This window comes from Cohnella yongneupensis (assembly GCF_042655785.1).
Lineage (GTDB): Bacteria > Bacillota > Bacilli > Paenibacillales > Paenibacillaceae > Cohnella > Cohnella yongneupensis.
Window position 1 is genome coordinate 301,494 of record NZ_JBHSNC010000056.1, and the last position, 23,904, is coordinate 325,397.

Genomic DNA, 23,904 nt, shown 5'->3' on the forward strand with positions numbered 1-23,904 from the left:
AGGTTAAGCATGCCGATTCCAACCGATACGGATTTGATGCGTCAGATTCGCGAGCAGCGAGCGGATGCGCTGGAACAGATGTACGATCGATATTCGCGCCTTGTGTATTCGTTCGCGCGCCGAGCTTGCGCCGAAGAGACGATGGCGCGCGAAGTCGTGCAGCTTGTTTTTACGCGCTTATGGACGACGCGGGCGGAATTCGATGCGGGTCGCGGCGCGTTCTCGAACTGGCTCGTGACGATGACGAGGAATATTGCCATAGACGTCATGCGGCGCGAACGAAGGCATCAAGGAGCGTTGCCCATCGATGCCGCGGTGGACCGCGCTTTAGACGATGAACCCGGCAACCCGGAAACGGCGGCGTTGCGAAGGTCCTCGCACTCGGAGCTCGTCAGAGCCTCGCGCGTTTTAAGCGAATCCCAGCAGCGCGTGATCGAGTTGTTATATTGGAAAGGCTATACGCTGCAGGAAATCGCGGAGATGGGCCACGAACCGATAGGCACGGTCAAAAATCGGCTTCATCAGGCGCTTAAGACGCTACGCAGACATCTCCAGAGCTTGAGGGAGGAACAGTAAGTGATGAATAGTCAGGGTACGCCCCCGTGTGAAGGATTAATCGATTACATCATAGGACTTAGCTCCGACGTAGAGCGCAAACGGTTCGAGCGACATATGGCAGCTTGCGCGACTTGCAGGGAAGAAGCGGCAAATTGGCGCGAAGTTTGGGTATACTTGTCCGACGATATGGAATTGGTCGATCCGCCTGCCGACTTAAAAGAAAAAGTTTTAACCTCTTTGATCGAAGCGCCGGTTCATTCCGAAAATCCGCCCGCTGCGCTTAAAAACCGAAATTTTACGAAGATAGGCATTGCCGCCGCTTGCGCGGTCGTCCTGTCGTTCGTATTTCTTGCCGGATGGTTATCGGCAGGGGTTAATTCCGGCGGTTCGAATAGCTTGGATCAAGCAGCCGCGGCGCAAGGCCAACCGACGTCCATCGAAACGCTGTACCACCTGGCCGCTGTAAAAGATTCCGGAAAATTCGAAGGCAGGGCTCGCGCATACGGCATCGCATGCTTCGTTCGTTCGGAGCAGGAAGAGAGACTCGTCGTTTATGTATTCGATTCGCCCGCGACCGTCGGTTCCGAGACATACCAGGTTTGGCTATGGCGTAATGGCCAAAGGAGAAGCGGAGGGACTTTCACCGTAGGCGATACAGGTATCGGCATGATGACGTTGCCGGTTACGGATAAGTCGACGACGGTAGACGCCATCGGCGTGACGCTTGAACCGGATAATTCGTCTACGACTCCGCGCGGTCCGAAAATGTTCGGTTCCGATCCGGACTACGATCCGAATAAAGTTTGATAAAGCTTGATATTGGAAGGAAAAACCTGTTCATTGTTCGGGTAGGCATGAACAATTCGGTATGATATGATAGGAAATAACCTTTTTTCTTGCTAGAATCCGAACTAGAAGGAGGTGCGAGATGACAGTTACGCTCATAGCAGCAGTCGCCTCCAATGGCATTATCGGCAAAGATAACGCGTTAATATGGCGTTTGCCCGCGGATATGGCTTTCTTCAAAAGCCAGACGATAGGCAAACCCGTACTTATGGGACGCAAGACGTTCGAATCGTTAAAGCAACCGCTGAAGGATCGCGCCAATATTATTTTGTCGCGAACGATGACGGAGACGCCGGAAGGCTGCGAACTCGTTCGATCGATTCCCGAAGCGCTTGAGAAGTATAGCGCAGACGATTTAATGGTTATCGGCGGCGCAGACATTTACTCGCAGACGATGGACGCGGCAGACCGCCTCATCCTAACGGAGATCGATCAACCGTTCGAGGGCGACGCATCTTTTCCCGAGTTCGACCGTTCGCAATGGAAGCTAGTATCGCGGACGCCGGGCATTCAAGACGAGCGTAATCTGCTGCCGTATTCTTTTTGCGTTTACGAACGCGTGTAGCGGAATCATGCAAATAAATCGACGTAAAGTGCATTCTGGGATTTTGTTCTATTTGGTAGGATGATCTATTATTGCTGTACAAATAACGATTTCGCGCGATGCTTGCAACGACTCCGGCAACCCGCTATAGTGGGATGAAGTAGATTTAAGGCGCAGCACGTGCGTTACACCGACAGATGGAGGAAATGAGATGTCGACACCTACGGGATTCATGGAATATCGACGGGAGCTTCCTAGCGACCGCGATCCCTTGGAGCGCATCAAGGATTGGAATGAATTCCACCGGATGTTCTCCGAAGAGCAACTGCGCACGCAAGGCGCCCGTTGCATGGATTGCGGAACCCCCTATTGCCATACCGGAATGGAACTGGCCGGCAACGCTTCCGGCTGTCCGATCAATAACTTGATTCCAGAGTGGAACAATCTCGTCTACCGTGGTCTCTGGAAAGAAGCTTACGAACGTTTGGCGAAGACGAACAATTTCCCCGAATTTACGGGAAGAGTATGCCCGGCTCCATGCGAAGGTTCTTGTACAGTCGGTCTGATCGGCGATGCGGTTACGATCAAGACGATCGAGCAAGCAATCATCGACCGCGCGTTCGAAGAAGGCTGGGTCGTGCCGGAAGCTCCGAAAAATCGTACAGGCAAAAAAGTAGCCGTAGTCGGTTCGGGTCCCGCGGGCCTCGCTACCGCTGCGCAATTGAATAAAGCAGGCCATACCGTCACCGTATACGAGAGAGCAGACCGCATCGGCGGCTTGCTAACGTACGGTATTCCTACGATGAAGCTTGAGAAGGATATCGTACAACGTCGCGTCGATTTGCTCGCGGCGGAAGGCGTGAAGTTCGTCACGAACACCGAAATCGGCAAAGACATTTCGTCCCGCGAGTTGCAAGAGCAATTCGATGCCGTCGTATTGTGCGGCGGAGCGACGAAAGCTCGCCCGATCGGCAACGTCGAAGGACATCAACTTAACGGCATTTATCCAGCCATGTATTTCTTGAACAGCACGATCAAGAGCTACTTGGATAACGGCCTTCAAGACGGCACGTACATTTCCGCGAAAGACAAGCACGTCATCGTTATCGGCGGCGGCGATACCGGAACGGACTGTGTAGCTACGGCGCTTCGTCACGGCTGCCGCAGCATCACGCAATTCGGCACGCACTCCAAAGCGCCGCAAGAGCGCGATCCGATCAACAATCCGTGGCCTGAATTCCCGAACGTCTACACGCTCGATTACGCTCACGAAGAAGCTAAAGCGATTTACGGCGAGGATCCGCGCGCGTTCTCCGTGTTGACGAAGAAATTCGTCGGAGACGAGCAAGGAAACTTGAAGGAGCTGCACACCGTGCAGATCCGCCGTTACGTGGATGAGCAGGGACGTAAAATTTACGAGGAAATCGCAGGCACGGAAAAAGTATGGCCTGCGGATATCGTCCTCGTAGCCGTCGGCTTCGAAGGACCCGAACGTACGATCATCGACGAGCTCGGCCTCGAGACGGATCGTCGTTCGAACGTGAAGGCACGCTACGGCAAATACAACACGAACGTAGATAAAGTATTTGCTGCGGGCGACATGAGACGCGGACAAAGCTTGATCGTATGGGCGATTAACGAAGGCCGCGAGGCTGCGCGCGAAGTAGACCGGTTCCTGATGGGAAGCACGATGCTTCCGTAAGGAATTTCATATCGTAAGAGAGGTTGTTCCTATGAAGCTGGGAACGGCCTCTCTTTGCTTTGGCCTGCACGACAACGAGAAAATAAAGGAGCATTCCGATGATCAAATACGGAGATGAAACGTGGACCGACCTAATATTCGAGAAGTTCGACTATACGGCCGAAAGACGCGATGCGCAATGGGTAGACGTCGAGCTGCGCGTCGAGACGGCCGAGCTTACGCCGCTGCCGACCGACGTCATCGATTACTCGATCTTGGCGATCTGCACGCATAGAGGCGATCCGATTCAGCTTGTCGTCATGGAAGAAGGCTGCGACAGCGAATACCAGCTGACGGCAGGGGAGAAGGAGCAGATCGAGGCATTCATTCGGCAAGCCGGAGTTCAAGCGAACATACGCGAGGCGGCCGTCGAAGGCTAGTATCCCAAATGTTACCTCTATGGTACACTGAGGGTAACGTAAGACATGCCTCCGGAGGGAGAGGGAGCCTTGACCAAAGCAGCATTGCTATCGCCGTCGGACGTAGGCGTCATTCGGCGATACGTACATACGAAGTATGCTCCTCTATCCGGAAGCAAACGGGCGGAAATCGTCGCGGATGCGATACGGCGTACGCTGCGGAAGCAGCTACCGCAATTACCGAACGAACTGAACGATCGAATGATCGACGAATTGATTTCCCGCTGTCTCGTGAGCGAGCAACGGGAAGTTCAAGCCGACGACGTATTGGACGTTTGCGCGGAACTGAAAGCGCATTCAGATGAGTCGGATAGTAGATGGCTCGAGCCGATCGTAAGCTGGGCGAACGAACGCGCGCCCGGCAGATGGAGCGCCGAACAGCTCGAGTCGCGACTGACGAGACGAAGAGGTATAGCTAACGCGGTCGCAGTCGCTACGCCTCATACGCAAAGCGAAGCCGCGCCTGTTAGTCCGCTCGTCGGACGGAACATCAAATGGTCTATCGTCGCGCTGCTTGCACTGGCTATAATCGGGGCGGTAACGACGGAGGTGTTCGATCGCGGAGAACAGAGCGGGCAGATGCCGAACGTGGCGATGAATGTACCTAATACACCTGCGGCAATCGAACCGGAACGCGATATCGGATTGCCCGCGGCTTTGCGTTATACCGATATAGATGCGAAAGCCGTCAAACAATATTTGAAGACGCGAGACGCGTTGCTTGCAGACGAGCCTTATTTCGGCGCGATCGTGGCTAGCGCCAAAGATAACGGCATACATCCGCTCTTGTTGCTGGCGATCACGGGTCAAGAACAAGGCTTCGTTCCGAAGTCGAACAAGAATGCGAAGCGAATCGCTAACAATCCGTTTAACGTGTTTCATAGCTGGCAGGAATACAACACGAACATCCGCGATTCCTCGGATATCGCGGCGGGTCTGCTAGCTAAGCTAGCGGATCGGCGGCCCGAAGGCGTCGATCCGTTCGAATGGTTTAACGAGACGTATGCCGAAGACGATCAGTGGGCGGAAGGGGTACGCAAGTTATTCGAGCAGTTGAGCGCGCTGGAGCGCTTATAAGCCCGGTATTCTCAAGTAGTCATGAATGGCCGGCGGCACTTGCTTCAGCTCGGTGAGCGTCAGGAAAGCCCGGCTCGGCGTAGCGTCGATCGGAACGACGTTGTATTTCCATTCGCCGTCTTGCTTCAAATACACGGCATTAATGCCGCAGTGCAGCGCCGGGAGGACGTCCGTCCGAACGGAATTGCCGATCATCCACGTCTGGCTGCGATCGAATCCGCCATCGGATAAGATCTGCTCTAAAGCAGACGTGTTTTTGTGCATTCTGACGTATATGCGATCTTGGAAGTAGCGTTCCAAATTTAAGCTGTCGATCTTCCTACGTTGGATGAGCGTATCTCCGCCCGTATACAGATGAAGCTCGTGTCCGCTTACGGACAGCTTGTCGAGCGTCTCCTCCATCATCGGATAAGGTTCCACCTGTAGCTCGTACACGCTATTGCCGAGCTTCCACAGCTTCTCTTCCTCGAGCACGGAGGGGGCCCGTCCGGTCAAATCCGAAAAATATCTGTACGTGTCTATGAATGATTGCGGAAAGTGTTCGCTATTAAATCCGAGCAGTTGCACGCCTGCGATGTCGATTTCCGTATGCTTGTCCATGATCGTCTCGCGGGAAAGCCCGGCGGAAGCGAACCAGGTCGTCATTTCGTCGGCGAATTGATCTAGAATGAAATGAAAGTATTTGTTGCAGTAGACGAGCGTATCGTCCAAATCGAACAGAATGCGTTGTTTCATGGCTTCGGGTCTCCTTACGTTGCTGCGATGTCCGACTACTTTTAGCATAACCCGCCTTAGGCAAGGAATGTCGGCATAAGTGTTTAGCTTGTATTAAATTTTATTATGGCTTGCGCTTTCGGGTTTGTAAATGAGAGGAAGAAGGAAAACTAGGAAGAAACCCTTCGTCGGACGAAGGGCTGGAGGTGAGTCCTATGCCTAAAAATAAAAGCAGCAAAATCGACGATCAGAGGAACAATGCGCATTTCAAAGATCGGGAACAAGCGCTTCGTCTGAACAAGATGGCACGTTATCCGGCTAGTATGAACGGGATCAATAAAAATTTACCTTGATCGAATCGCGGACAGAAGAGACTACGGGAATCCCGCGGCTCAAGCGTACTTAGCGATCTTCTCGGTCAATTGGCGCCTAATCCGATTAAGCCGTTGACGAACATAGAAGTCGTAACTGCCCCCGCTTAACTCGCGGGGGTTCATTGTATTACCGGTGTCATTATCGATGATGACAAGCTTGCCGTCGTCGAAAAATTTGAAGGTTAAGTCCCTGGACGGCCGCGTTCCAATAGAGGATTCCACGTAACGGAGATGTTCGCATTTCACCATCCGTCATCCCACCTTTGACAATAGTTATCGGAACATGTGTTCCTATTTCCATTATAGCAAACATTTGTTCGTATGGAAAGGTTTTCTGTAATGCAATACACTAGATTTATATTGGACATAAGGAGCAGGGCGTCAATGATCGTAATCTCAGGCTTAACGCGCAAAATTCCCGATGGCAAAACGATTTTGGATCACATTAACGTCCGATTGGAGCCAGGCGCGTTCATCGCTGTCGTCGGCGCCAGCGGAAGCGGCAAGTCTGCGTTGCTTAAGGCTTTGGCCTTGCAGGAAACTTGGACTTCCGGAGAATATAAAGTGGACGGCAGAGACTTGATGAAAGCGGGTTTTCTCGCTCGCATGCGATACCGCAGAAACGTCGCCTACATCGAACAGAAGCCGTTGCTCATAGAAAAGAAGAGCGCGCTTAAGAACGTATTGATCGGCGTCGCCGGTCAAACCCCGCTCTGGCGCCGGATAACCGGCTCCGTACGCAGCGACGACTACATGGGCGGCATGGACATGCTGGAAGCGGTAGGCTTGCTGGACCTCGCGAAACAGAAGGTTGAGAACATGAGCGGAGGGGAAAGACAGCGGATCGCGATAGCCAGATCACTCGTACACGGCGCGAATCTGGTGCTTACCGACGAACCGGTATCCGGACTCGATCCACATACTTCCGAAGAAATGATGCGAACGCTTAAGAAGCTGTGCGCGGACAAAGGTACGACGATCGTCGCCGCATTGCATAGACTCGAACTTGCGGAGAAATTCGCGGATGAAATATGGGGAATGGAAAACGGGAGAATCGTCTTCCAAGTGAAGGGAAGAAGGCTGACGGCCGCGGAAAGAATCAGAATCCAATAAGCGATCGAATGCCGACATCGCCTTGCAGCGCTCGAGAATAGCACCGCTGCAAGGACGAGTGTATCAATCGTTACTCGTTCGCCGGATCAGGCTTTCCTTCCGGGTCCGCGTCGTTCGCCAATCCGTGAAGCGAAGGGATTTTCCCGTGATGCTGATGCTGTTGTTTCCGGCTTTTCCAGGCGCTTTCCCGGCGCCGCTTCGATGGGGGCATCTATGCGCTCCTTTCTGAGGTGGAGATAAAGTTTCGCTCTTATCGTGGCGATAGTGATGGAGGTTTATTCGCTATTATGAACAGAATAACAGAATGGCCGTCTATTCCCGTTCTATCCATTAACTTAGGCTCGGTGCAACCCGGTCTATACAAAGGCAAAGAACAACGCTCCGGCATCGTTAAATCCGCGATAGAGGTAGACATGAGCGTGCGACTATCGGAGCTCGGTCTCGCCGGAGACGAGCAGGCGGATCTCGTGAATCACGGCGGTCCCGATAAGGCGGTATGCGTCTATTCGCAAAGCCATTATCCTTATTGGGAGCGAGTGCTAGATCGTGAGCTTCCGCACGGTTCGTTCGGAGAAAATTTCACCGTCTCGGGCGGCTTATTGGAAAGCGATGTATGCGTAGGAGATACGTTCGGAATCGGAAGCGCGGTCGTGCAAATTAGCCAGCCAAGGCAGCCCTGCTGGAAGCTTGCGATGAGGTGGGGGTTGGACGAATTGCCGTTGCTCGTAACCGAGAGCGGAGCGACGGGCTTCTACTTCCGTACGCTGAAGCCCGGCGACGTCCGGTTCGGCGATTCGCTGCAACAGCTTTCGCGCCATCCGGCGGCAATGACGGTTGCCGAAGCGAATCGGGTCATGCACCACGACAAAGACGATGCGGACGGCATTCGCGCGCTGCTGGCAGTCGACGCGTTGTCCGCGAGCTGGGTGAAGACGTTGACTGCGCGGTTGGCTAAGTTATCGGAATAGGAATAAAGGACCTTCCAACAATCGGTAAGTACCGATGTCGGAAGGTCCTTTTATTTATGCGCTTAGTCGATTTGTCCCGCAGCTGCTTCCGCATTAGCAGTAGCCTGACTCGCCGAGGTAATACCGCGTTTTCGGTGCATAAGGCTGAACATGACCGGCACGATAATGAGCGTCAGAAGCGTCGATGTCGCCAAGCCTCCGATCACGACTACGGCGAGCGAGCGGGAGACGAGTCCGACGTCGGTCGACAAGGCGAGCGGGAAGAGCGCGCCGATCGTCGCGATCGCCGTCATGAGAATCGGGCGCAGACGTGTTACGCCGGCTTCGATTAAGGCGGTATCGCGCGGCAAGCCTTGTTTTAAGTTGCTGCGTACCCGTTCGAGCAGCACGATGGCGTTCGTGACGACGATGCCGTTCAGCATGAGCAGGCCGATCAACGCAGGCATTCCCACCGGTTCGCTGACCGCCCATAATCCGCCGAGCGCCCCGATGAGAGAGAACGGGATAGAGAACAGGATGACGAACGGTGTGAGCCACTCGCCGAACGAGAACAGCATGACCAGGTAGACGAGGAAGATGCTGATACCGAGCGCGATACCCATACTGATGAATCCGTCGTTCATTTCCTTTGAAGCGCCTACGGCTTCCCAAGTGACGCCCGCCGGCAGTTTGAGCGAATTCAGCTTGCTTTCGACGGCTGCCGTCACTCCTCCGGTGTTCGCGTCCGTAATAATTCCGTTCAGCTGCAAATATTCTTTTTGATTCAATCGGGAGATCGAAGAAGGATTGAGCGTCTGCTCCCAATTTCCGACGTCACCGAGCCGGACGGGTTGGCCAGCGAAATTCGTGACCTCTATATCGTTCAATACGGACACCGGAGCCGGTTCCTTAGCTATAATTCCCGCGCGAAGCAAGACGTCCGTGCTTCTTCCGTCCAAGATGGCGGTAACGACCGTTTCCCCCTGAATGGCGCGGTTCATCGCTTGCGCGACTAAAGCGTTGTTCAGTCCAGTATCCGCGAGCTTTTTGTCGTCGGCGACGAATTGTACTTCCGGTTTCTCGCTTGCTCCGGAGTGGTGAACGTCCTCGAGCCCTTTGATGCCGGTAACCGCGGCGACCATTTGTTCGGCAGCCTGACGAATGGTTGCCCCGTCCGGACCGTTGATCGTAATCATGAGCCGGTTAGTGCCGCCGATCGAGCTTTCGCCGGATAGCGTAATCGTCTTGGCGCCTTGGACCTGTTTGAAGCCGTCGCGGAGCGTTTGCGCAAGGGCGTCGGAATCGCTCACGCTATCGTCGATCGTGAACTCGATATTGGCGCCCTGGCTCCAAACGTAGGACGCAATGTACTTGGTGGGGTGTTGCTTAATCTGACTTTCGATTTGAGCCGCGATCTTATCGGTCGTCTGAACGTTCGTGCCGTCGGCCATCGATAATTCGACGGTGAATTTACGGGAAGGCTCGGAAGGCAAGAAGTTGAATCCGAGCTGGCCGCTTACGAGAATCGTTAAGCTGCCTAGCAATAAGAAAAATGCAAGCAGCAGCGTAATTAATCGATGGGAGAGAGACCATCCTAGCATTTTGCGATAGACGCGTTGGAGGGCGCTTTCCGTATGTTCCTTATGCTTCACTTTCAGCAAGCTGATTCTAGAGAGCAGCGGCACGATCGTAATCGCGACGAGCAGCGAGAAGAGCAGCGAGACTACGATCGTCCAGGCGAGCGGGCGGAAGAAAGCGCCGACGATGCCCGGCACGAACGCCATCGGCAGGAACACGGCTACCGTCGTCAATGTCGAAGAAGTAATGGCGCGGGACACTTCGTTCGTCGCGTCCTCGACGAGCCGGTCGTTTCGCTCCTGCGTCTTGCGCACGCGGCGGAAAATATTCTCTATGACGACAATAGAATCGTCCACGACGCGTCCGATCGCGACGGCGATACCGGCTAGCGTCATGATGTTGAGCGTATACCCGAGCCGGTACAAGACGAGAAAAGAGGCGAACATCGAAAGCGGGATGGACACGATCGCGATCAACGTTGATCTCAAATTGCGCAGGAACAACAGCGTAACGAGCATCGCCATGCAAGACCCGAGAAGCACTTCCTGCAGCATGGAGTCGACCGATTGCTTGATTTCTTCCGTACGTTTGACCATCACTTGTTCGTTAACGCCGGCAGGCATCGACAGCTTCTGCTCGGCGGTCTCCAAATCGTCGACGAGCTGGACGGTATCGTAGCCGCCTTTGCCGATGATCGAAATAAATACGGCAGGTGCCCCGTTGAGACTAACCCGCTGATCCTCGCTATGCTCGTAGTTGACGTCCGCGACATCCGAGAGCGCTACGGCTCCTTGGGCGGATGGAATGAGCAAGCCTTTCAGCTGCGACAGCGATTCTATCGTTCCGCCTACGCGTACGGGTAACAACTGATCGTCCGTATGCCAGCTTCCGATAGGTAACGATAACTGAGCGGACGTTATCGCCGCCTTGACTTGATCAACGCCCAAGCCATGGGCCTTCATGTCCGCATCACGCAGAGCAACGACTGCCTGGTCGTCGAAGACGCCGGTCGAATCTACGCGATCGATGCCGTCGATGGCGCGGTAGGCGGGCAACAGCTGGTCTTGCGCGAAACGTTGGACCGTCGCCTGGTCTTTCCCGGATATCGCGACCGAGTAGACGTTGCCTTCTAGTTGATCTTTATAGTAGGAAATGTTTTTAACGGACGCCGGCATATTCACTTTGTCGACGGCGGCGCGCGCGCTCGCTTCGGCATCGTCCATGTCCACGCCCATTTTGAAGCCCATCGTGGCCGAGAAGTAGTTCGTTCCTGCCGTCACGTACAAATTGTCTAGACGCTCGAGCCGATTCAATTCGGCTTCCACGTCTTTGCCGAACGCGTCCATCACTTGGGTAGGGGAAGCGCCCGGGTAGACGATTTGAACCGTTAAATACGGAATATCGACCGCAGGGTATTTTTCCATTTTCATATTGGTCATCGCGTACAATCCGCCGCCGATTAGCAGCGCCACGATCAACAGCAGGGCGACCCCGTTGTTCATGCTGAATCGAATCCATGATTTCATTGCTCTCTTCTCCTTTGTTCTATCCTCTGCTGATCATTATAGTGAATAGGATACCCTTGGAAAAGAGGGTTGAGGAAGGGGTTTCCATTAGACTTAAGTCGAGGTGGACAATGGAAAATGCGATTGACCGGTACGACGACCGGCAATGCGAGCGCATTCTCGTCATACAATGTAACAAGGAGGCGAGCGGCGATGAATACGGCAGTTCAGATGGGGTACTCGAGCCAAGACCGTCTATTGATCGTAAACGCCGATGATTATGGCCTGTGCCGAAGCACGAACGAAGGGATCATTCAGTTATTAAGCGAAAATGCGGTCGGTTCGGCGACGATCATGATGACTTGTCCATGGTCTTCGGACGCCGCTGCTTCGATTCTCCAGCAGGCACCGACTGCAGATGTCGGCGTTCATTGGACGTTAACGAGCGAGTGGAAGGCGTATCGCTGGGGACCGCTTAGCCGTAAGCACCCGACCGACACGCTGACTGGCCAAGACGGTTGGTTCCCGGCCACGATCGCGGATATAGAGAAGGGCGCCGACCCCGAGCAAGTACGGGCGGAACTGATCGCTCAGACGGAAGCGGCATTAGCTGCGGGGCTCGTCTTAACTCACGCGGATAACCATATGGGAAGTCTATACGGATTTAATACGGGTCACGATTTTTTGCAGGTCGCGTTCGACGTGTGCGCGATGTACGGGTTGCCGTTCCGACTCCCTCGCTTGCTGTATTCGGCGGGCGGCCGGAAAATCCCATGGGAGCTGCAGCAGCGGGCTAAGCTGAGAACGAGGCAAGCGGAAGACAGAGGGATCGTGCTTCCGGATTACGTCACGGGTCCGGAGTTTCGGCTCGAGCCGGGGGAGACGTACGGGAAGATGAAGGCTAGCGGAATCGCAATGTTAAGAGGGTTGTTGCCAGGCGTGACGGAGTGGATCAGCCATCCGTCGACCGTAACGGAGGAGCTACGGTCGTTCCACGGCGCGCCGGACAAACGCGGCATGGAGCTTATGTTCTGGCGTGATCCGGAAGTCAGACAGGCGCTGGATGAGGAAAACATCGTGATGATTGGCTGGCGCGATCTGCAGCGTTTGCAAGCGAGCTTATCAATCTAAGTCGCTCGCACTGCGAAAATTCCGGTATTTGGTTGATTCAGCAGGAATTATCGAAATTATCGCGAATGTATTAATATTTGTAATCTACAAAATAGTCTGACTTTTTATGTGCCACTAACCGCGAAAGGGGATTTCATTGCGCCATGATCATGCTGCCTAAGGTAAATGAACTTGGATTTTTCGAAATTCGTCTGGAATCCATCGGTGGGCTTGGGGCAAACTTAGCCGGCAAAATGCTGGCGGAAGCGGGCGTTATGGGCGTCGGATTGAACGGCGTCAGCTTTAGCTCATACGGATCGGAGAAGAAAGGATCGCCGGTTAAGGCGCACATCCGCTTCTGCGACACGAACGCGCGAATACGTGATACGTCTCCGGTCGAGCGACCTAACGTCATCGGTATTTTTCACGAAAACTTGTCGAAGACGATCAACGTCATCTCCGGCATGTACGAGGACACGATCGTGCTCGTCAATTCCAAGAAATCGCCCGAGCAGCTCAAAGAGCAGCTCAAGCTGAAAGCAGGCATTATCGCCGTCGTCGATGCTACGGGTATCTCGATGGACGAGAACAATCGCGTCAACATGGCGATGCTCGGCGGACTGTTCCGATTGTGCGACTTCTTGGACGCCGAATTCATGAAAGGCGTCGTGCGCAAATCGCTAGAGAAGAAATATCCCGGCGCGGTTCAGCCCGCTTTGAATACGTTCCAGCGCGGTTACGACGAGGTGAAATTCCAGTCGTTCGCGCTGCCCGAAGGAGACGAGATGCCTAGCTTCGTTCGGATGGATACGCCGGTGCTAGGTTACGAGACGCAGCCGATCGGCGGGATGATTACGAACCCGGGCAACAGCATCCTGAAAGATTTAAGTATCTCGCGCGCGGGCATGATGCCCCACTTCGCGGACGATAAGTGCATCCACTGCGCCGCCTGCGACAACGTCTGCCCGGATTTCTGCTTCGTATGGGAAGAGCAGCCGGATAAGAAAGGGCGCCCGCAGATGTTCCTGCAAGGGATCGACTATCAATATTGCAAAGGCTGCTTGAAGTGCGTACAAGCTTGTCCGACGGAAGCGTTGTCCAGCGAGCTCGAAGCTGAAGGCTACGCCGACGACCATCGTGTTCCGCACAAGTTCCAGTTGGCTTAATAAGCTTAGACAGATAGAACAGCGTTTCGATAAAACGAGAAAATCGATAGGAAGGTGGAGTCTGCAATGGCGATTGACATGCGCAAGGAAACGGGCCAATCCGGCACCGTCGAACAACGTATCGTCTATGAATCAGGCAACGAGATGGCAGCATATGCCGCACACCAGATCAACTATCACATAATGGGATATTTCCCGATCTCGCCTTCGACGGAAGTAGCGCAATTTCTTGATCTCATGAAAGCGAACGGCCAGCACGATATCGTATTAATTCCCGCGGACGGCGAGCACGGCTCCGCCGGCGTATGTTACGGGGCGTCTACCGGCGGCGGGCGGGTTTTTAACGCGACAAGCGCCAATGGTTACTTATACATGCTGGAGCAAATGCCGGTGCAGTCGGGAACGCGGTTCCCGATGGTCATGAACCTGGTCTGCCGTTCGGTATCCGGTCCGCTCGATATTCACGGCGACCATTCGGATTTGTATTTCGCGCTGAACACGGGTTGGCCGATCATTATGTGCCGCGACCCGCAATCGGTGTACGATATGAACATTATCGCGCTCAAGCTAGCGGAAGATCCGGAAGTGCGGTTGCCGGTGCTCGTCGCCCAAGACGGCTACTTCACGAGCCATCAGAAGCGCCGCGTCATGACGTTCGCGAAGCGCGAGGACGTTCAGAAGTTCGTCGGCGAGAAGCCGCCGGAAGGGTTCAAGCACGTGTTCGATCGCAACAATCCGATTACCGTAGGCCCGTACATGAACGAGCCGGATTATATTAACAACTGTTATCAGCAGAGCTTGGCGATGTACCGCGCCGAATCCGTCTACGATCGTATTCGTCAAGAATACGCCGAGCTAACGGGCCGGGATTATCCGATCCTCGAATTGTATCGGATGGACGATGCCGAAGTCGCCGTATTCCTGCTGAACTCTTCGTCCGAGATCATCAAAGACGTCGTAGATCAGCTGCGCGCGCAAGGCATTAAAGCCGGCAGCATCTCGCCGAACATCATTCGTCCGTTCCCGGCGCAGGCGATCGCCGAAGCGCTGAAGAACGTCAAAGCGTTGACGGTCGGCGACCGCGCCGACGCATACGGCGGACATGGGGGCAACATGTCGCTCGAAATTCGCGCGGCGTTGCAGCAATACGGCAACCATACGACGATGGTCATTAGCCGGATCTACGGTCTCGGCGGTAAAGATTTCTATGCCGAAGACGGTATCCGGATGTTCGATTTCGCGATCGACGCGGTGGCAAAAGGCTTCGTCGAGAAGCCGTACGACTATCACGGCATTACGGCGGGCGATCCTAGCAAAGCGCCGAAGCGCGTCCTTGAACCGATGAAATACGAAGACGTGAAGACGGGACTCATTACGGTTACTCCGGATGAAGAGACCGGCAAGGTGAACGTTCGCATTCCGCCGCTGCGCGCATTGACCAAGAAGGCGAAGCGGATCGCACCGGGACACGGGGCTTGCCCGGGGTGCGGGATTTTCTCCGGCTTGGAGCTGTTCTTCAAGGGCATTGAAGGGGACATCGTCGCCTTGTTCCATACGGGTTGCGCGATGGTCGTAACGACCGGTTATCCGTACTCCGCGCACAAAGCGACGTATATTCATAACTTGTTCCAAAACGGCGCGGCAACGATGTCCGGCGTCGTGGAAATGTTCCACGAGCGCAAACGTCGCGGCGAGCTTTACCAATACGGTCTTCAAGACGATTTCACGTTCGTCATGATTACCGGCGACGGCGGCATGGACATCGGCATGGGACCGGCGATCGGCGCGGCGCTCCGCAATCACCGGATGATCATTCTCGAGTACGATAACGAAGGCTATATGAATACGGGAGCGCAGCTGTCGTATTCGACGCCGATGGGACACCGCACGTCGACGTCCAACGTCGGCAAGCATCAGGGCGGCAAAGTGTTCCACCATAAGGACACCGCGCAAATAATGGCTGCAACGAATATTCCTTACGTGTTTACCGGCAGCGAAGCGAGTCCGCAGGACCTCGTGCGCAAAGCCGCGAAGGCGCAATGGTACGCGCAAAACGTCGGCATGGTATACGGTAAAATTCTGATCACATGTCCGCTCAACTGGCTGTCCGAAGACAAAGACGGCTCCACGATCATCGACCAAGCGGTCAACACGTGCTTCTTCCCGCTCTATGAAGTGGAGAGAGGCGTCACGACTATTACGTACAATCCGGAAGAGAAGGGCAAGCGCGTTCCGGTCGGCGATTGGTTGAAGATGATGGGCAAGACGAAGCATTTGTCCAAGCCGGAATACGCCGAGACGCTGCGGGAGTTCGAGCACGAGATCGAGCGTCGCTGGAACATGCTGAAGGCTAAGCACGACAATCCTTATTTATAAGATCGGCGGGAGAGATTCGAGATGCCCTACGTCATGAAGCATGCGCCAAGCGGCACGATTCTTTCCTTCGCGCAACGCAACGGCTATTCGTTAGCCTATTACGGCATTCGACTATGGGAAGACTTGCCGGATCAAACGCAAATGGCCGAAGCGCTTGCGGAAGCCGGTATCGCGCCCGGGGACGCCGGCGGCGAGCTTGGCGAGTGGGAGCCGCTGTCTTTGACCGAGCACGAAGCGAAGATGGCGAACGTCAAGCTGCGCAACGATCCTAAGCGCGTAGTCGCATACAGGGATGGTGCGTTTATCGCGAAATAAGCTTTCTAGAATGGAGAAACCCCGTAGCTCAACTAGGAGCTGCGGGGTTTCTTTATCTTAGTTCATACATTCATCAATTCGCGAAATAATCGCATGGGCAGAAACGTGGATTTGTAAAGCGTGCTGGCGAACGTGACGACGAGTTCATGCTCCGGAACGACGAAGATATACTGTCCGCCGTACCCCATAGCGAACAATACGCGCGGCGTAACGGGGTTTCGTTCTTCGTCGGTCATAACCCACCAATGGGAGGCGTAAGAGCCGATATGGTCGTACGTATGATGCCGAGGCTTCGTCGATGAGGCGATCCAGGCGGGAGAGACGATCGGCACGCCGTTCCAGATGCCTTGCTGCAGGACGAGTTGGCCGAGCTTCGCGAGATCGGGTCCGATGACTTCTAGACCGAATCCGCCGATTACGATGCCTTTCGCATCCGCAAACCACCGGTACCGGTCGATACCGAGCGGTTTGAACAGGTGCTTTTCCGCGTAAGCGGACGTAGAGAGCCCGGAAACTTGCTGCAATATCGCGCTTAGCAGATGAGAGCTGCCGGAATCGTAGTACATGCGAGACCCCGGTTCGTGGATCATCGGCCTGTTGAGAATGAATCTGACCCAGTTCATGCTGTTGATCATCGGGAACGGCCGCCCGCCCCAATCGCCCATCTCCGGCCAATGCCATCCCGGTGCCATCGTAAGCAAATGCTCGATCGTTACGTCGGCTTTATCCGAATTACGCGCTTCCGGGAAGAAGTCTTCGATCGGTTGATGGATGCTCGCGAGTTCTCCTCGGTCGATGGCAATACCGATCAGAAGCGACAAAACGCTCTTGGTGATGGAATTGATCTTGTGCAGCTTGGTTGCCGATTGATTGTTTCGCGCATAAGCAAGCAGCGTATGTCCGTGCTGCAAAATATGACAATGGTCGATTTTATGCTGGGATAGTCGTTTTTCGAAATTAGTCAGCGTAATTTCGTCGAATAATTGTGCGGTCGTAATACCGTATCGCGCTCCGTTCTAATCAAAGATAACCGTTACGTGCTAGGGAAGAACGATTCTTCCATGCTGCCTTTCGCGGACAGACAGTGCGTAACCTTCTGCAGGCGAAGCAGCTCGTTAGGTTTAAGCTCTCGTTGAAAATAAGCGTATAAATACGAGCCCTCGAGAAAGCTAAGGCTCGGATAACAGACGACTTGCTGGGTAACGTACGGATTATCGATCAGCACTTGCCATTCGCCATCGCGTTCGGAAGGCGGAATGGCTGCTAACGCTTCGTTCTTGGAGGCGTAGATGCGATCGAACTCGTCCCACACTTCCCGGAAGGAGGGGCTGAATTTCGATGGATCCGGAAACAATTCGCGACCTAGCCGGATCAAACGGCCGTAGCTTTCCCGATCGGCCTCGTCATAATGCCGGAGACCCTCGCGGAATTGTTCCGCGAACGTGTAAAATGCGAAATATCCGGAGGCGTTCATCCCCTCTTGGAACAGACGTTCAGTCTCCGGGGACTCGATCTGCATATAATACCGGAAGGACAAATCGGACATAGGCGACACCCCTAATCGACGGGAGATATTGTGCGCAATCTTTGAATATTATACCCCAAAGGGTGGCAATACGTCCGTATTTTAACGATTCGGAATTGTTATTTTGCCTATGAACATTCCGAATCGTCTCCCCCATAAACGATAGGCCGCCGTGTTCAAGAACGGCGACAGCCGTTTATGCTTGTGATATAATGAAAACCAATGCACGGGCTTTGCAATGCTTTATGGGAGGGAATTGCTTAAGATGAGTCGGCGTTTTGTCATCGAGGCGGTCATGATCGCCATCTATGGGCAACTGCTTCTGCCGAAACGGCCAGTCGAATATAGGATACCTTATACGACGGTAATGGAGCTTTACGATATGAAAGATAGTCCGGATCCGGTCATGCCGGAACAGGACGACGATGCGCACGTAAAACTCAAAATCGGGGAAATGATCGCGTTTTTCGAAGATCCTTTCAACAAGAAGAAGCTTGAGCGCGCGCTTATCGCGCCATGGCGGGAGAGCCCGCCGCTGCCTATTAACGAGAACGTAACTTTCGTCGTCGTGAACACGTCGGAAAACATGCAGTTCGGCGAGGTGTTCGACCCGATCGAGACGGAAGTCATCCTGTTAGCCCAACGGATCGACAGCCCGGTGTTGACCGATCAGATCGAATTCCAGGATAAAGTCGTTCAGAACGGCATTTCGGTTCAACTTTTCGATATCGACGATTTCGAATTCGCGATCGAGGACGTGGCTGAGACAACAGAGGGATAGCAACAGACCAAGGCTGCCGAGTCGTTCGGCAGCTTTTGTTTCAACCTTTGAGCTTTTCATAAGCCATACGACGCCGAATAGGAGGGGATGCATATGTTCAGAAGATGGTCCCGTAAAATGGCGAAGAAGCTGCATCGGCAAGAGCGGCTAAAGCAAGCGCTCGTATGGTACGGAAGATGGGGAACGGCTTCCATGACGGAAGACGAATTGATCGATTATGCCGGTCTGTTGCACGATACCGGCCATTCCGATCAAGCGCTAACCGTGCTGAACGAATTGCTAGGCAATCGCGACAATCCTCATGCCTATGAACGCCGCGCGCATATTTACAACGAATTAGGCCAAGAGGAGTTGGCGATCGCGGATTTGGATGCTGCGATCCTCATCGACCCGAGTCCTTATTTGTATTGGTATACGCGGGCGATCTCGCATCATGACCTCGGTCAGTACGATGAAGCGGTACGGGATTTCGAAGAGGCGCTGATGCGCAGGGAAGATTCCAAGGCGTCTACCTTTTACGAGCTCGGCAACGTCTATATGAAGCTGGGGCAATTCGAAGACGCCGAGCGTAGCTACCGGATGGCATCCATCGATCCGAACCGGACGGTACCGCACTATCATTATCGGCAAAGTCAGGCGCTCGAGAAGCTCGGTCGCGGAGAAGAGGCGATTATCGCCCTGCATGCGGGTATCCGCTTGCTCGACGAATGGTCGAAGCTATCGGACCAAGGCGCGTCGATCATGAAGTCGCGCACGAACTATTCTCATGCGGCGGTCGCTAGCTTCATTCAAGGCGCGCAAGACGAGTTCGGATTTAGACTATATGACTCCAAGCTGCTCGAGGAGAACGGACACCCCGATCGCGCGCTGGCTTCGATCGAGTATGCGTTATCGCGTTACCCGAACGCCGTGGAACTTTTGCTGAGGAAAGCCGTTCTATTGCGTACGTTAAGTCGATTCGCCGAAACGGAGGAGTTGCTGATCAAGCTACGAGGAGATCATCCTCTTTGGCTGCCGGCAACGATGGAGCTAAGCACGACGTACAGAATGCAAGGCAAGCTGAGCGAAGCGATCCATACGCTGCAAGAAGCGAGGGAGCGCGCTCCCGACAATCGCGTCGTGCAATACTGGCTCGCGGACGCTTACCGGGAAGCGGACCGCGCGGAAGAAGCGCGGGTGCTCAGCCGCGAGCTTACCGAGCTTGAGCCGGAAGACCCGATCAACTGGAAGCAACGGGCCGAGCTGGCCATCGACGCGGATCTGTACGCGGAAGCGGACGATGCCTATACGAAGGCGCTCTCGTTAGAACAGTCCGCGGATTATTACATGCGCAGAAGCTTCGCGCGCTATATGCTCGATCGCTATGAAGAGGCGATGATGGATATTCAGTCGGCTATCGCGCTGGAAGAGCGTCTGCTTCAGGAGAGCAGAACGAGCTATGCGCTCGGCGAGCTGTACGTCGGGATGGAAAATTGGGAGTTGGCCGATGCCGCCTATACGCGCGCCCTCGCTTTGGAGCCGGACAATCCGCAAATTTACGACCGGCGCGCGCGCAGCCGCTTCTCGGCGGGTCAGCTCGCCGCAGCGCTGGAAGATTGCAACCGCGGTCTTCAGCTCGATTTGAACAACGCTCGGCTTACGTGGCTGCGCGGATTCATCCACTTCAGGCTGGACGAATACGATGCCGCGCTGGCCGATTCCCGCGTCTACGCGCAGTTGCTACCCGAAGACCCGCAAGGGCATTATAACCTCGGCGTCGTCTACAACCAGCTGGACCGCCACGACGAAGCGATCGCATCGTTCACGAAAGCGATCGAAATCAGCCCGTTCGAGCCGCAAGCTTACTTGGAACGCGCGTCGCTCTGGTACCATCATTCGTTCGACCGCGGACGCGCCGCTCACGATCTTGCGCAGTGGTTGTTATATGCCGGCGGAGAACGCGAAGAAAGCGATCGGTTCGCGCTGCTGAACGACCTTCGCGGCTTCGACGACGAAATGCGAGAGCGGGCCAAAGCATACTTCTTGGACTCGTACGGCAACAGCAGGTATTTATCTTAAGGAAAGAAGGTTTCTCTATGAAATATCGTACGCTGGGCAAATCCGGCTTGAAAGTTTCCGTCGTCGGCGTCGGAACGTGGCAATTCGGCGGAGAATGGGGCCGCAATTACGTGCAATCGGAAGTCGACGCGATTCTTGGACGCGCGCAAGAGCTGGGCATTAACCTGATCGATACGGCGGAATGTTATGGCGACCATCTGTCTGAATCGTTAATCGGCGAATCCATTCAAGGCAACAGAGACAAATGGATTCTCGCGACGAAATTCGGCCATCAATTCCATAATCCGTTCGAAAGAACGGACGCGTTCCGCGCGGAAGACATCGTTAAACAGCTCGATCTATCGTTACGCGCGCTTAAAACCGACTATATCGATCTGTATCAGTTCCACTCCGGTCCGGACGCGGCATTCGATCAAGACGCGCTATGGACAACGCTCGACAAACAGGTGCAAGCGGGTAAAGTGCTGCACTTGGGCATATCGATCGGCTCGAACGAGAATATCCATCAAACCTCGCGCGCGGCGAGCGTGAACGCAAGCGCTATTCAAGTCGTGTACAATCGCCTCGATCGTAAGCCGGAGCGCGAAGTGTTCCCTGCATGCGAAGCGGATAATCTCGGCGTATTGGCGCGCGTGCCGCTCGCGAGCGGTCTTCTTAGCGGCAAATACAAGCCAGGTGCATCGTTCGCGGCTAACGACGTGCGGTCGCGCAGAGATCGCGAGCAACTTGAAGCGCAAATGCTTGAAGTCGAAGCGATCCGGCGGGATGAAGTGCCCGCGGGTACCGATATGGCCGCGTGGGCGCTCGCGTGGTGCTTGAAGCATCCGGCGGTTACGTCGGTTATACCGGGATGCAAAGACGTCGCGCAAGTGGAAGCGAACGCGGCAGCGGTAGCATTAGTCGAAGAGGGTCATCCGCAAGACGCATAGAGGAAGCGACCAAGAGGAGCGGCACATGAACGAGAAGATCGTACCGGTACATATTTTGACCGGATTTTTAGGCAGCGGCAAGACGACGTTGCTCAATAAGCTAGTGGCGGACGCTAAGGAGCGCGGGTTAAAGCTAGCCGTTCTGCTGAACGAAATAGGCGAAGTAAACGTCGAGGCCGAGCTGCTCGGGGGAGATGTGCCGATGGCGGAAATGCTCGGCGGCTGCATCTGCTGCCAGTTGCGCGGAGACGTCGCGATGGAGCTAGTGCGCATCGTTCAAGAGCATCGTCCCGACGTCGTATGGATCGAGTCGACGGGCATTGCCCAACCGCTTGATATTATGGACGGCGTAGCCGAGGCATCGCTGTACGCACGGGTAGCGTTAAGCGGCGTCGTTACGGTCGTCGACGCCCGTCATTTGCTGGATCGCTGGCGCATAGGAGCCGGGCGAACGCTAAGGCTCATGATCGAGCAAATCCGCGCCGCGAGCGTAATCGTCTTGAATAAGACGGACTTGATCGGGACCGAGGAACGGAACGAACTGCTGGTCGCACTTGCAGACTGGAACGCGAACGCGCGGATCTATTCCGCGGTCAGGTCGGAGTTGGACGCCGGATTGCTGTACAATGCCGGCAATCCACTACCCCCTGCGGCGCGAGAGCCTCACGCGTGCGGCGAGCATTGCGATCACTCCCATGATCACACCGAGCACCGCCACGAGCACTTGCACGATCATGTTAACGCGTTGACGTATTATTGGACGCGGTCGGTGGACAGCGAAGCCTTCGAAGCTTTTCTCGCGCGACTGCCGGAAGGGGTATACCGGGCGAAAGGGATCGTTACGTTCTCGGATACGACGGGACAGTTCCTGTTCCAATACGCGTATCGGGAGAGCGATTTCATGCGTATAACGCCGCAGAATACCGTTCACGACGTGGCGGTCTTCATCGGAGAAGGCTTCTCGGAAGCCGATTTGAGAGCGGAGCTGGACAAGCTATCCGGACTTTAACGTCGTTTTAATCATAGGGGATCAGCTTTCGTTGCAGCTTATACATGCCGCTATCGGTTAAATGCACGTTAACGTGCATTTCGGGCATTTGCTCATGCATGTATGTGATTTGACCGTTGTTGGTGAGCTGCTTCCATTGTTTGAAATGCTTGCGGTACAATACGTGTTCGATATTGAACAGATCGGCGCCGTTGCTCAAGCTATACCGGAAAGAAGCTACTATATCGCCGCGAACTTTCTCGTTCGCGGCTTTTTCGAGTTCTTTTTCGTCGGCCGTCTGCCACAGCTCCAACATTTCGGCCCGCATATCGACCTTGAAAATGACCTTGGGTTCGCTGCCGTTGTTCGCAACGATTTTGATCGTCGGTTGAGGTTTAGTGATCCTTAAAGTCGCAAGCGGTTTACCGTTCTTTTGCAGAATGAGGCGAGACGTTCGATTCCGATGGTTCATCCATTTCAGCCCTTGAACTTGAGTTAAGGAGTACCAATTTTTATATACATCGTTATGCAGCGCGTAAATTCCGTTCATCTCGAGCTTCGGATCGGGTTTGCGGTTCACTTCCCACGTGTCGGCCGATATCCCGAGCGACGGGAGGAGCACGGTGCATCCCGGATCCCTTAGTTTTGGGGACTATACCAGTAAATTCCTTATGCCCGCGGTTGCGAGCCGTGACGGTCTTCGTTATGCTGATAGAATGCAATCGCGATTAGGCATCCATACATAATAAGGAAAGCGACGGTGAGCGTCATGAAAGCGATGAGAGTTACGACAGAGGAAATGCTTCAGCAAGCGTTGGCTATACGAGTGGCCGTATTCGTGGACGAGCAAGGCGTACCGATGGAATTGGAAAAGGATGAATACGACGCGTCTCCCGAAGCTAGCAGACATCATTTGCTCAGCGCGGAGGGAGAGAACGTTGCAACCGGCCGGTGGAAAACGTACGAGCCCGGCGTAGCCAAAATGCAGCGAATCGCCGTGTTGAAGCCGCATCGAGGCAAAGGCTTTGGCTCGAAGTTACTGGAAGCGATGGAGCAGGATGCGAAGGCATGCGGCTATCATTCGTCGCTGCTGGACGCGCAATGCTCCGCCGAAGATTTCTACCGCAAGCTAGGCTATGAGACGGTATCGACGGAGCCGTTCTTGGACGCGGGTATCTTGCACGTCCGCATGCTCAAAAAGCTGTAACGATTATAGCAACCTTCCGTCGTTACGAAACGT

At 54.4% G+C, this 23,904-nt stretch carries 25 protein-coding genes; 18 read left to right on the top strand and 7 right to left on the bottom strand.

Going from position 1 to position 23,904, the window contains the following annotated elements; genetic code table 11:
• The first annotated feature begins 9 nt into the window (after positions 1-9).
• The 6 genes from ACFPQ4_RS21190 to ACFPQ4_RS21215 all read left to right on the top strand — a co-directional run bounded on the left by ACFPQ4_RS21190 (position 10) and on the right by ACFPQ4_RS21215 (position 5,185).
• Positions 10-576 (top strand): RNA polymerase sigma factor, encoded by a 567-nt coding sequence (locus ACFPQ4_RS21190; protein ID WP_378113896.1) that lies wholly within the window; start codon positions 10-12, stop codon positions 574-576.
• Between the two features lie 3 nt (positions 577-579).
• Positions 580-1,365, top strand: coding sequence for an anti-sigma factor (locus ACFPQ4_RS21195; RefSeq protein ID WP_378113944.1), 786 nt, complete (start codon positions 580-582; stop codon positions 1,363-1,365).
• A 121-nt stretch (positions 1,366-1,486) separates the two neighbouring features.
• Entirely contained in the window at positions 1,487-1,969 is a 483-nt protein-coding gene (locus ACFPQ4_RS21200) for a dihydrofolate reductase (protein ID WP_378113897.1), read from the top strand.
• A 190-nt stretch (positions 1,970-2,159) separates the two neighbouring features.
• Complete coding sequence (locus ACFPQ4_RS21205; RefSeq protein ID WP_378113898.1) at positions 2,160-3,650, top strand: glutamate synthase subunit beta; 1,491 nt, start codon at positions 2,160-2,162, stop codon at positions 3,648-3,650.
• A gap of 98 nt (positions 3,651-3,748) precedes the next feature.
• Positions 3,749-4,069, top strand: a complete 321-nt coding sequence (locus ACFPQ4_RS21210) for a hypothetical protein (protein ID WP_378113899.1) — start codon at positions 3,749-3,751, stop codon at positions 4,067-4,069.
• 69 nt (positions 4,070-4,138) lie between these two features.
• Entirely contained in the window at positions 4,139-5,185 is a 1,047-nt protein-coding gene (locus tag ACFPQ4_RS21215) for a hypothetical protein (RefSeq protein ID WP_378113900.1), read from the top strand.
• Here ACFPQ4_RS21215 and ACFPQ4_RS21220 read toward each other — a convergent pair.
• Entirely contained in the window at positions 5,180-5,920 is a 741-nt protein-coding gene (locus ACFPQ4_RS21220; protein ID WP_378113901.1) for an HAD family hydrolase, read from the bottom strand. The two genes, ACFPQ4_RS21215 and ACFPQ4_RS21220, sit on opposite strands and share 6 nt — an antisense overlap.
• A 194-nt stretch (positions 5,921-6,114) precedes the next feature.
• On the opposite strand from ACFPQ4_RS21220, the gene ACFPQ4_RS21225 reads away from it, so the two are divergent.
• On the top strand, positions 6,115-6,252 hold the full coding sequence (locus ACFPQ4_RS21225) for a hypothetical protein (RefSeq protein WP_378113902.1): 138 nt from the start codon (positions 6,115-6,117) through the stop codon (positions 6,250-6,252).
• A 39-nt stretch (positions 6,253-6,291) separates the two neighbouring features.
• Here ACFPQ4_RS21225 and ACFPQ4_RS21230 read toward each other — a convergent pair whose 3' ends face one another.
• A complete protein-coding gene (locus ACFPQ4_RS21230; RefSeq protein WP_378113903.1) occupies positions 6,292-6,522 on the bottom strand; it encodes a hypothetical protein in 231 nt (76 codons plus the stop codon).
• Between the two features lie 135 nt (positions 6,523-6,657).
• Here ACFPQ4_RS21230 and ACFPQ4_RS21235 point away from each other — a divergent pair, with 135 nt between their 5' ends.
• Positions 6,658-7,386 carry a phosphonate ABC transporter ATP-binding protein gene (locus ACFPQ4_RS21235; protein ID WP_378113904.1) on the top strand — a complete coding sequence of 243 codons (729 nt, stop codon included), beginning with the start codon at positions 6,658-6,660 and terminating at the stop codon, positions 7,384-7,386.
• A 70-nt stretch (positions 7,387-7,456) separates the two neighbouring features.
• Here ACFPQ4_RS21235 and ACFPQ4_RS21240 read toward each other — a convergent pair whose 3' ends face one another.
• Positions 7,457-7,597, bottom strand: a complete 141-nt coding sequence (locus ACFPQ4_RS21240) for a DUF6254 family protein (protein ID WP_378113905.1) — start codon at positions 7,595-7,597, stop codon at positions 7,457-7,459.
• A 76-nt stretch (positions 7,598-7,673) separates the two neighbouring features.
• Here ACFPQ4_RS21240 and ACFPQ4_RS21245 point away from each other — a divergent pair, with 76 nt between their 5' ends.
• Positions 7,674-8,354 carry an MOSC domain-containing protein gene (locus ACFPQ4_RS21245; RefSeq protein ID WP_378113906.1) on the top strand — a complete coding sequence of 227 codons (681 nt, stop codon included), beginning with the start codon at positions 7,674-7,676 and terminating at the stop codon, positions 8,352-8,354.
• A gap of 62 nt (positions 8,355-8,416) precedes the next feature.
• Here ACFPQ4_RS21245 and ACFPQ4_RS21250 read toward each other — a convergent pair whose 3' ends face one another.
• Positions 8,417-11,437: an efflux RND transporter permease subunit gene (locus ACFPQ4_RS21250; RefSeq protein WP_378113907.1), complete on the bottom strand. Its 3,021-nt coding sequence runs from the start codon at positions 11,435-11,437 to the stop codon at positions 8,417-8,419.
• 192 nt (positions 11,438-11,629) lie between these two features.
• Here ACFPQ4_RS21250 and ACFPQ4_RS21255 point away from each other — a divergent pair, with 192 nt between their 5' ends.
• From ACFPQ4_RS21255 to ACFPQ4_RS21270, 4 genes are all read left to right on the top strand, one after another.
• Positions 11,630-12,547 (top strand): polysaccharide deacetylase family protein, encoded by a 918-nt coding sequence (locus tag ACFPQ4_RS21255; RefSeq protein WP_378113908.1) that lies wholly within the window; start codon positions 11,630-11,632, stop codon positions 12,545-12,547.
• A gap of 143 nt (positions 12,548-12,690) precedes the next feature.
• On the top strand, positions 12,691-13,692 hold the full coding sequence (locus tag ACFPQ4_RS21260) for a 2-oxoacid:acceptor oxidoreductase family protein (RefSeq protein ID WP_378113909.1): 1,002 nt from the start codon (positions 12,691-12,693) through the stop codon (positions 13,690-13,692).
• 66 nt (positions 13,693-13,758) lie between these two features.
• Entirely contained in the window at positions 13,759-16,068 is a 2,310-nt protein-coding gene (locus tag ACFPQ4_RS21265; protein ID WP_378113910.1) for a thiamine pyrophosphate-dependent enzyme, read from the top strand.
• A 21-nt stretch (positions 16,069-16,089) separates the two neighbouring features.
• Positions 16,090-16,383 carry a hypothetical protein gene (locus ACFPQ4_RS21270; RefSeq protein ID WP_378113911.1) on the top strand — a complete coding sequence of 98 codons (294 nt, stop codon included), beginning with the start codon at positions 16,090-16,092 and terminating at the stop codon, positions 16,381-16,383.
• A 62-nt stretch (positions 16,384-16,445) separates the two neighbouring features.
• Here the strand turns inward: ACFPQ4_RS21270 and ACFPQ4_RS21275 are convergent, their stop codons facing one another.
• Both ACFPQ4_RS21275 and ACFPQ4_RS21280 read right to left on the bottom strand, forming a co-directional pair.
• Positions 16,446-17,294, bottom strand: coding sequence for a serine hydrolase domain-containing protein (locus ACFPQ4_RS21275; protein WP_378113912.1), 849 nt, complete (start codon positions 17,292-17,294; stop codon positions 16,446-16,448).
• A gap of 122 nt (positions 17,295-17,416) precedes the next feature.
• Positions 17,417-17,929 carry a hypothetical protein gene (locus tag ACFPQ4_RS21280; RefSeq protein ID WP_378113913.1) on the bottom strand — a complete coding sequence of 171 codons (513 nt, stop codon included), beginning with the start codon at positions 17,927-17,929 and terminating at the stop codon, positions 17,417-17,419.
• Between the two features lie 244 nt (positions 17,930-18,173).
• On the opposite strand from ACFPQ4_RS21280, the gene ACFPQ4_RS21285 reads away from it, so the two are divergent.
• The 4 genes from ACFPQ4_RS21285 (at position 18,174) to ACFPQ4_RS21300 (ending at position 22,685) form a co-directional block, all read left to right on the top strand.
• Entirely contained in the window at positions 18,174-18,689 is a 516-nt protein-coding gene (locus ACFPQ4_RS21285) for an ADP-heptose synthase (protein WP_378113914.1), read from the top strand.
• A 93-nt stretch (positions 18,690-18,782) separates the two neighbouring features.
• Positions 18,783-20,747, top strand: a complete 1,965-nt coding sequence (locus ACFPQ4_RS21290) for a tetratricopeptide repeat protein (protein ID WP_378113915.1) — start codon at positions 18,783-18,785, stop codon at positions 20,745-20,747.
• A gap of 17 nt (positions 20,748-20,764) precedes the next feature.
• A complete protein-coding gene (locus ACFPQ4_RS21295) occupies positions 20,765-21,676 on the top strand; it encodes an aldo/keto reductase (protein ID WP_378113916.1) in 912 nt (303 codons plus the stop codon).
• Positions 21,677-21,701: 25 nt separating this feature from the next.
• Complete coding sequence (locus ACFPQ4_RS21300; RefSeq protein ID WP_378113917.1) at positions 21,702-22,685, top strand: CobW family GTP-binding protein; 984 nt, start codon at positions 21,702-21,704, stop codon at positions 22,683-22,685.
• Positions 22,686-22,692: 7 nt separating this feature from the next.
• Here the strand turns inward: ACFPQ4_RS21300 and ACFPQ4_RS21305 are convergent, their stop codons facing one another.
• The gene (locus ACFPQ4_RS21305) at positions 22,693-23,286 is read right to left on the bottom strand and encodes a Ger(x)C family spore germination C-terminal domain-containing protein (RefSeq protein WP_378113918.1); all 594 of its coding nucleotides are present in this window, start codon (positions 23,284-23,286) and stop codon (positions 22,693-22,695) included.
• A gap of 147 nt (positions 23,287-23,433) precedes the next feature.
• On the opposite strand from ACFPQ4_RS21305, the gene ACFPQ4_RS21310 reads away from it, so the two are divergent.
• Positions 23,434-23,871 carry a GNAT family N-acetyltransferase gene (locus ACFPQ4_RS21310; protein WP_378113945.1) on the top strand — a complete coding sequence of 146 codons (438 nt, stop codon included), beginning with the start codon at positions 23,434-23,436 and terminating at the stop codon, positions 23,869-23,871.
• Positions 23,872-23,904: the final 33 nt, after the last annotated feature.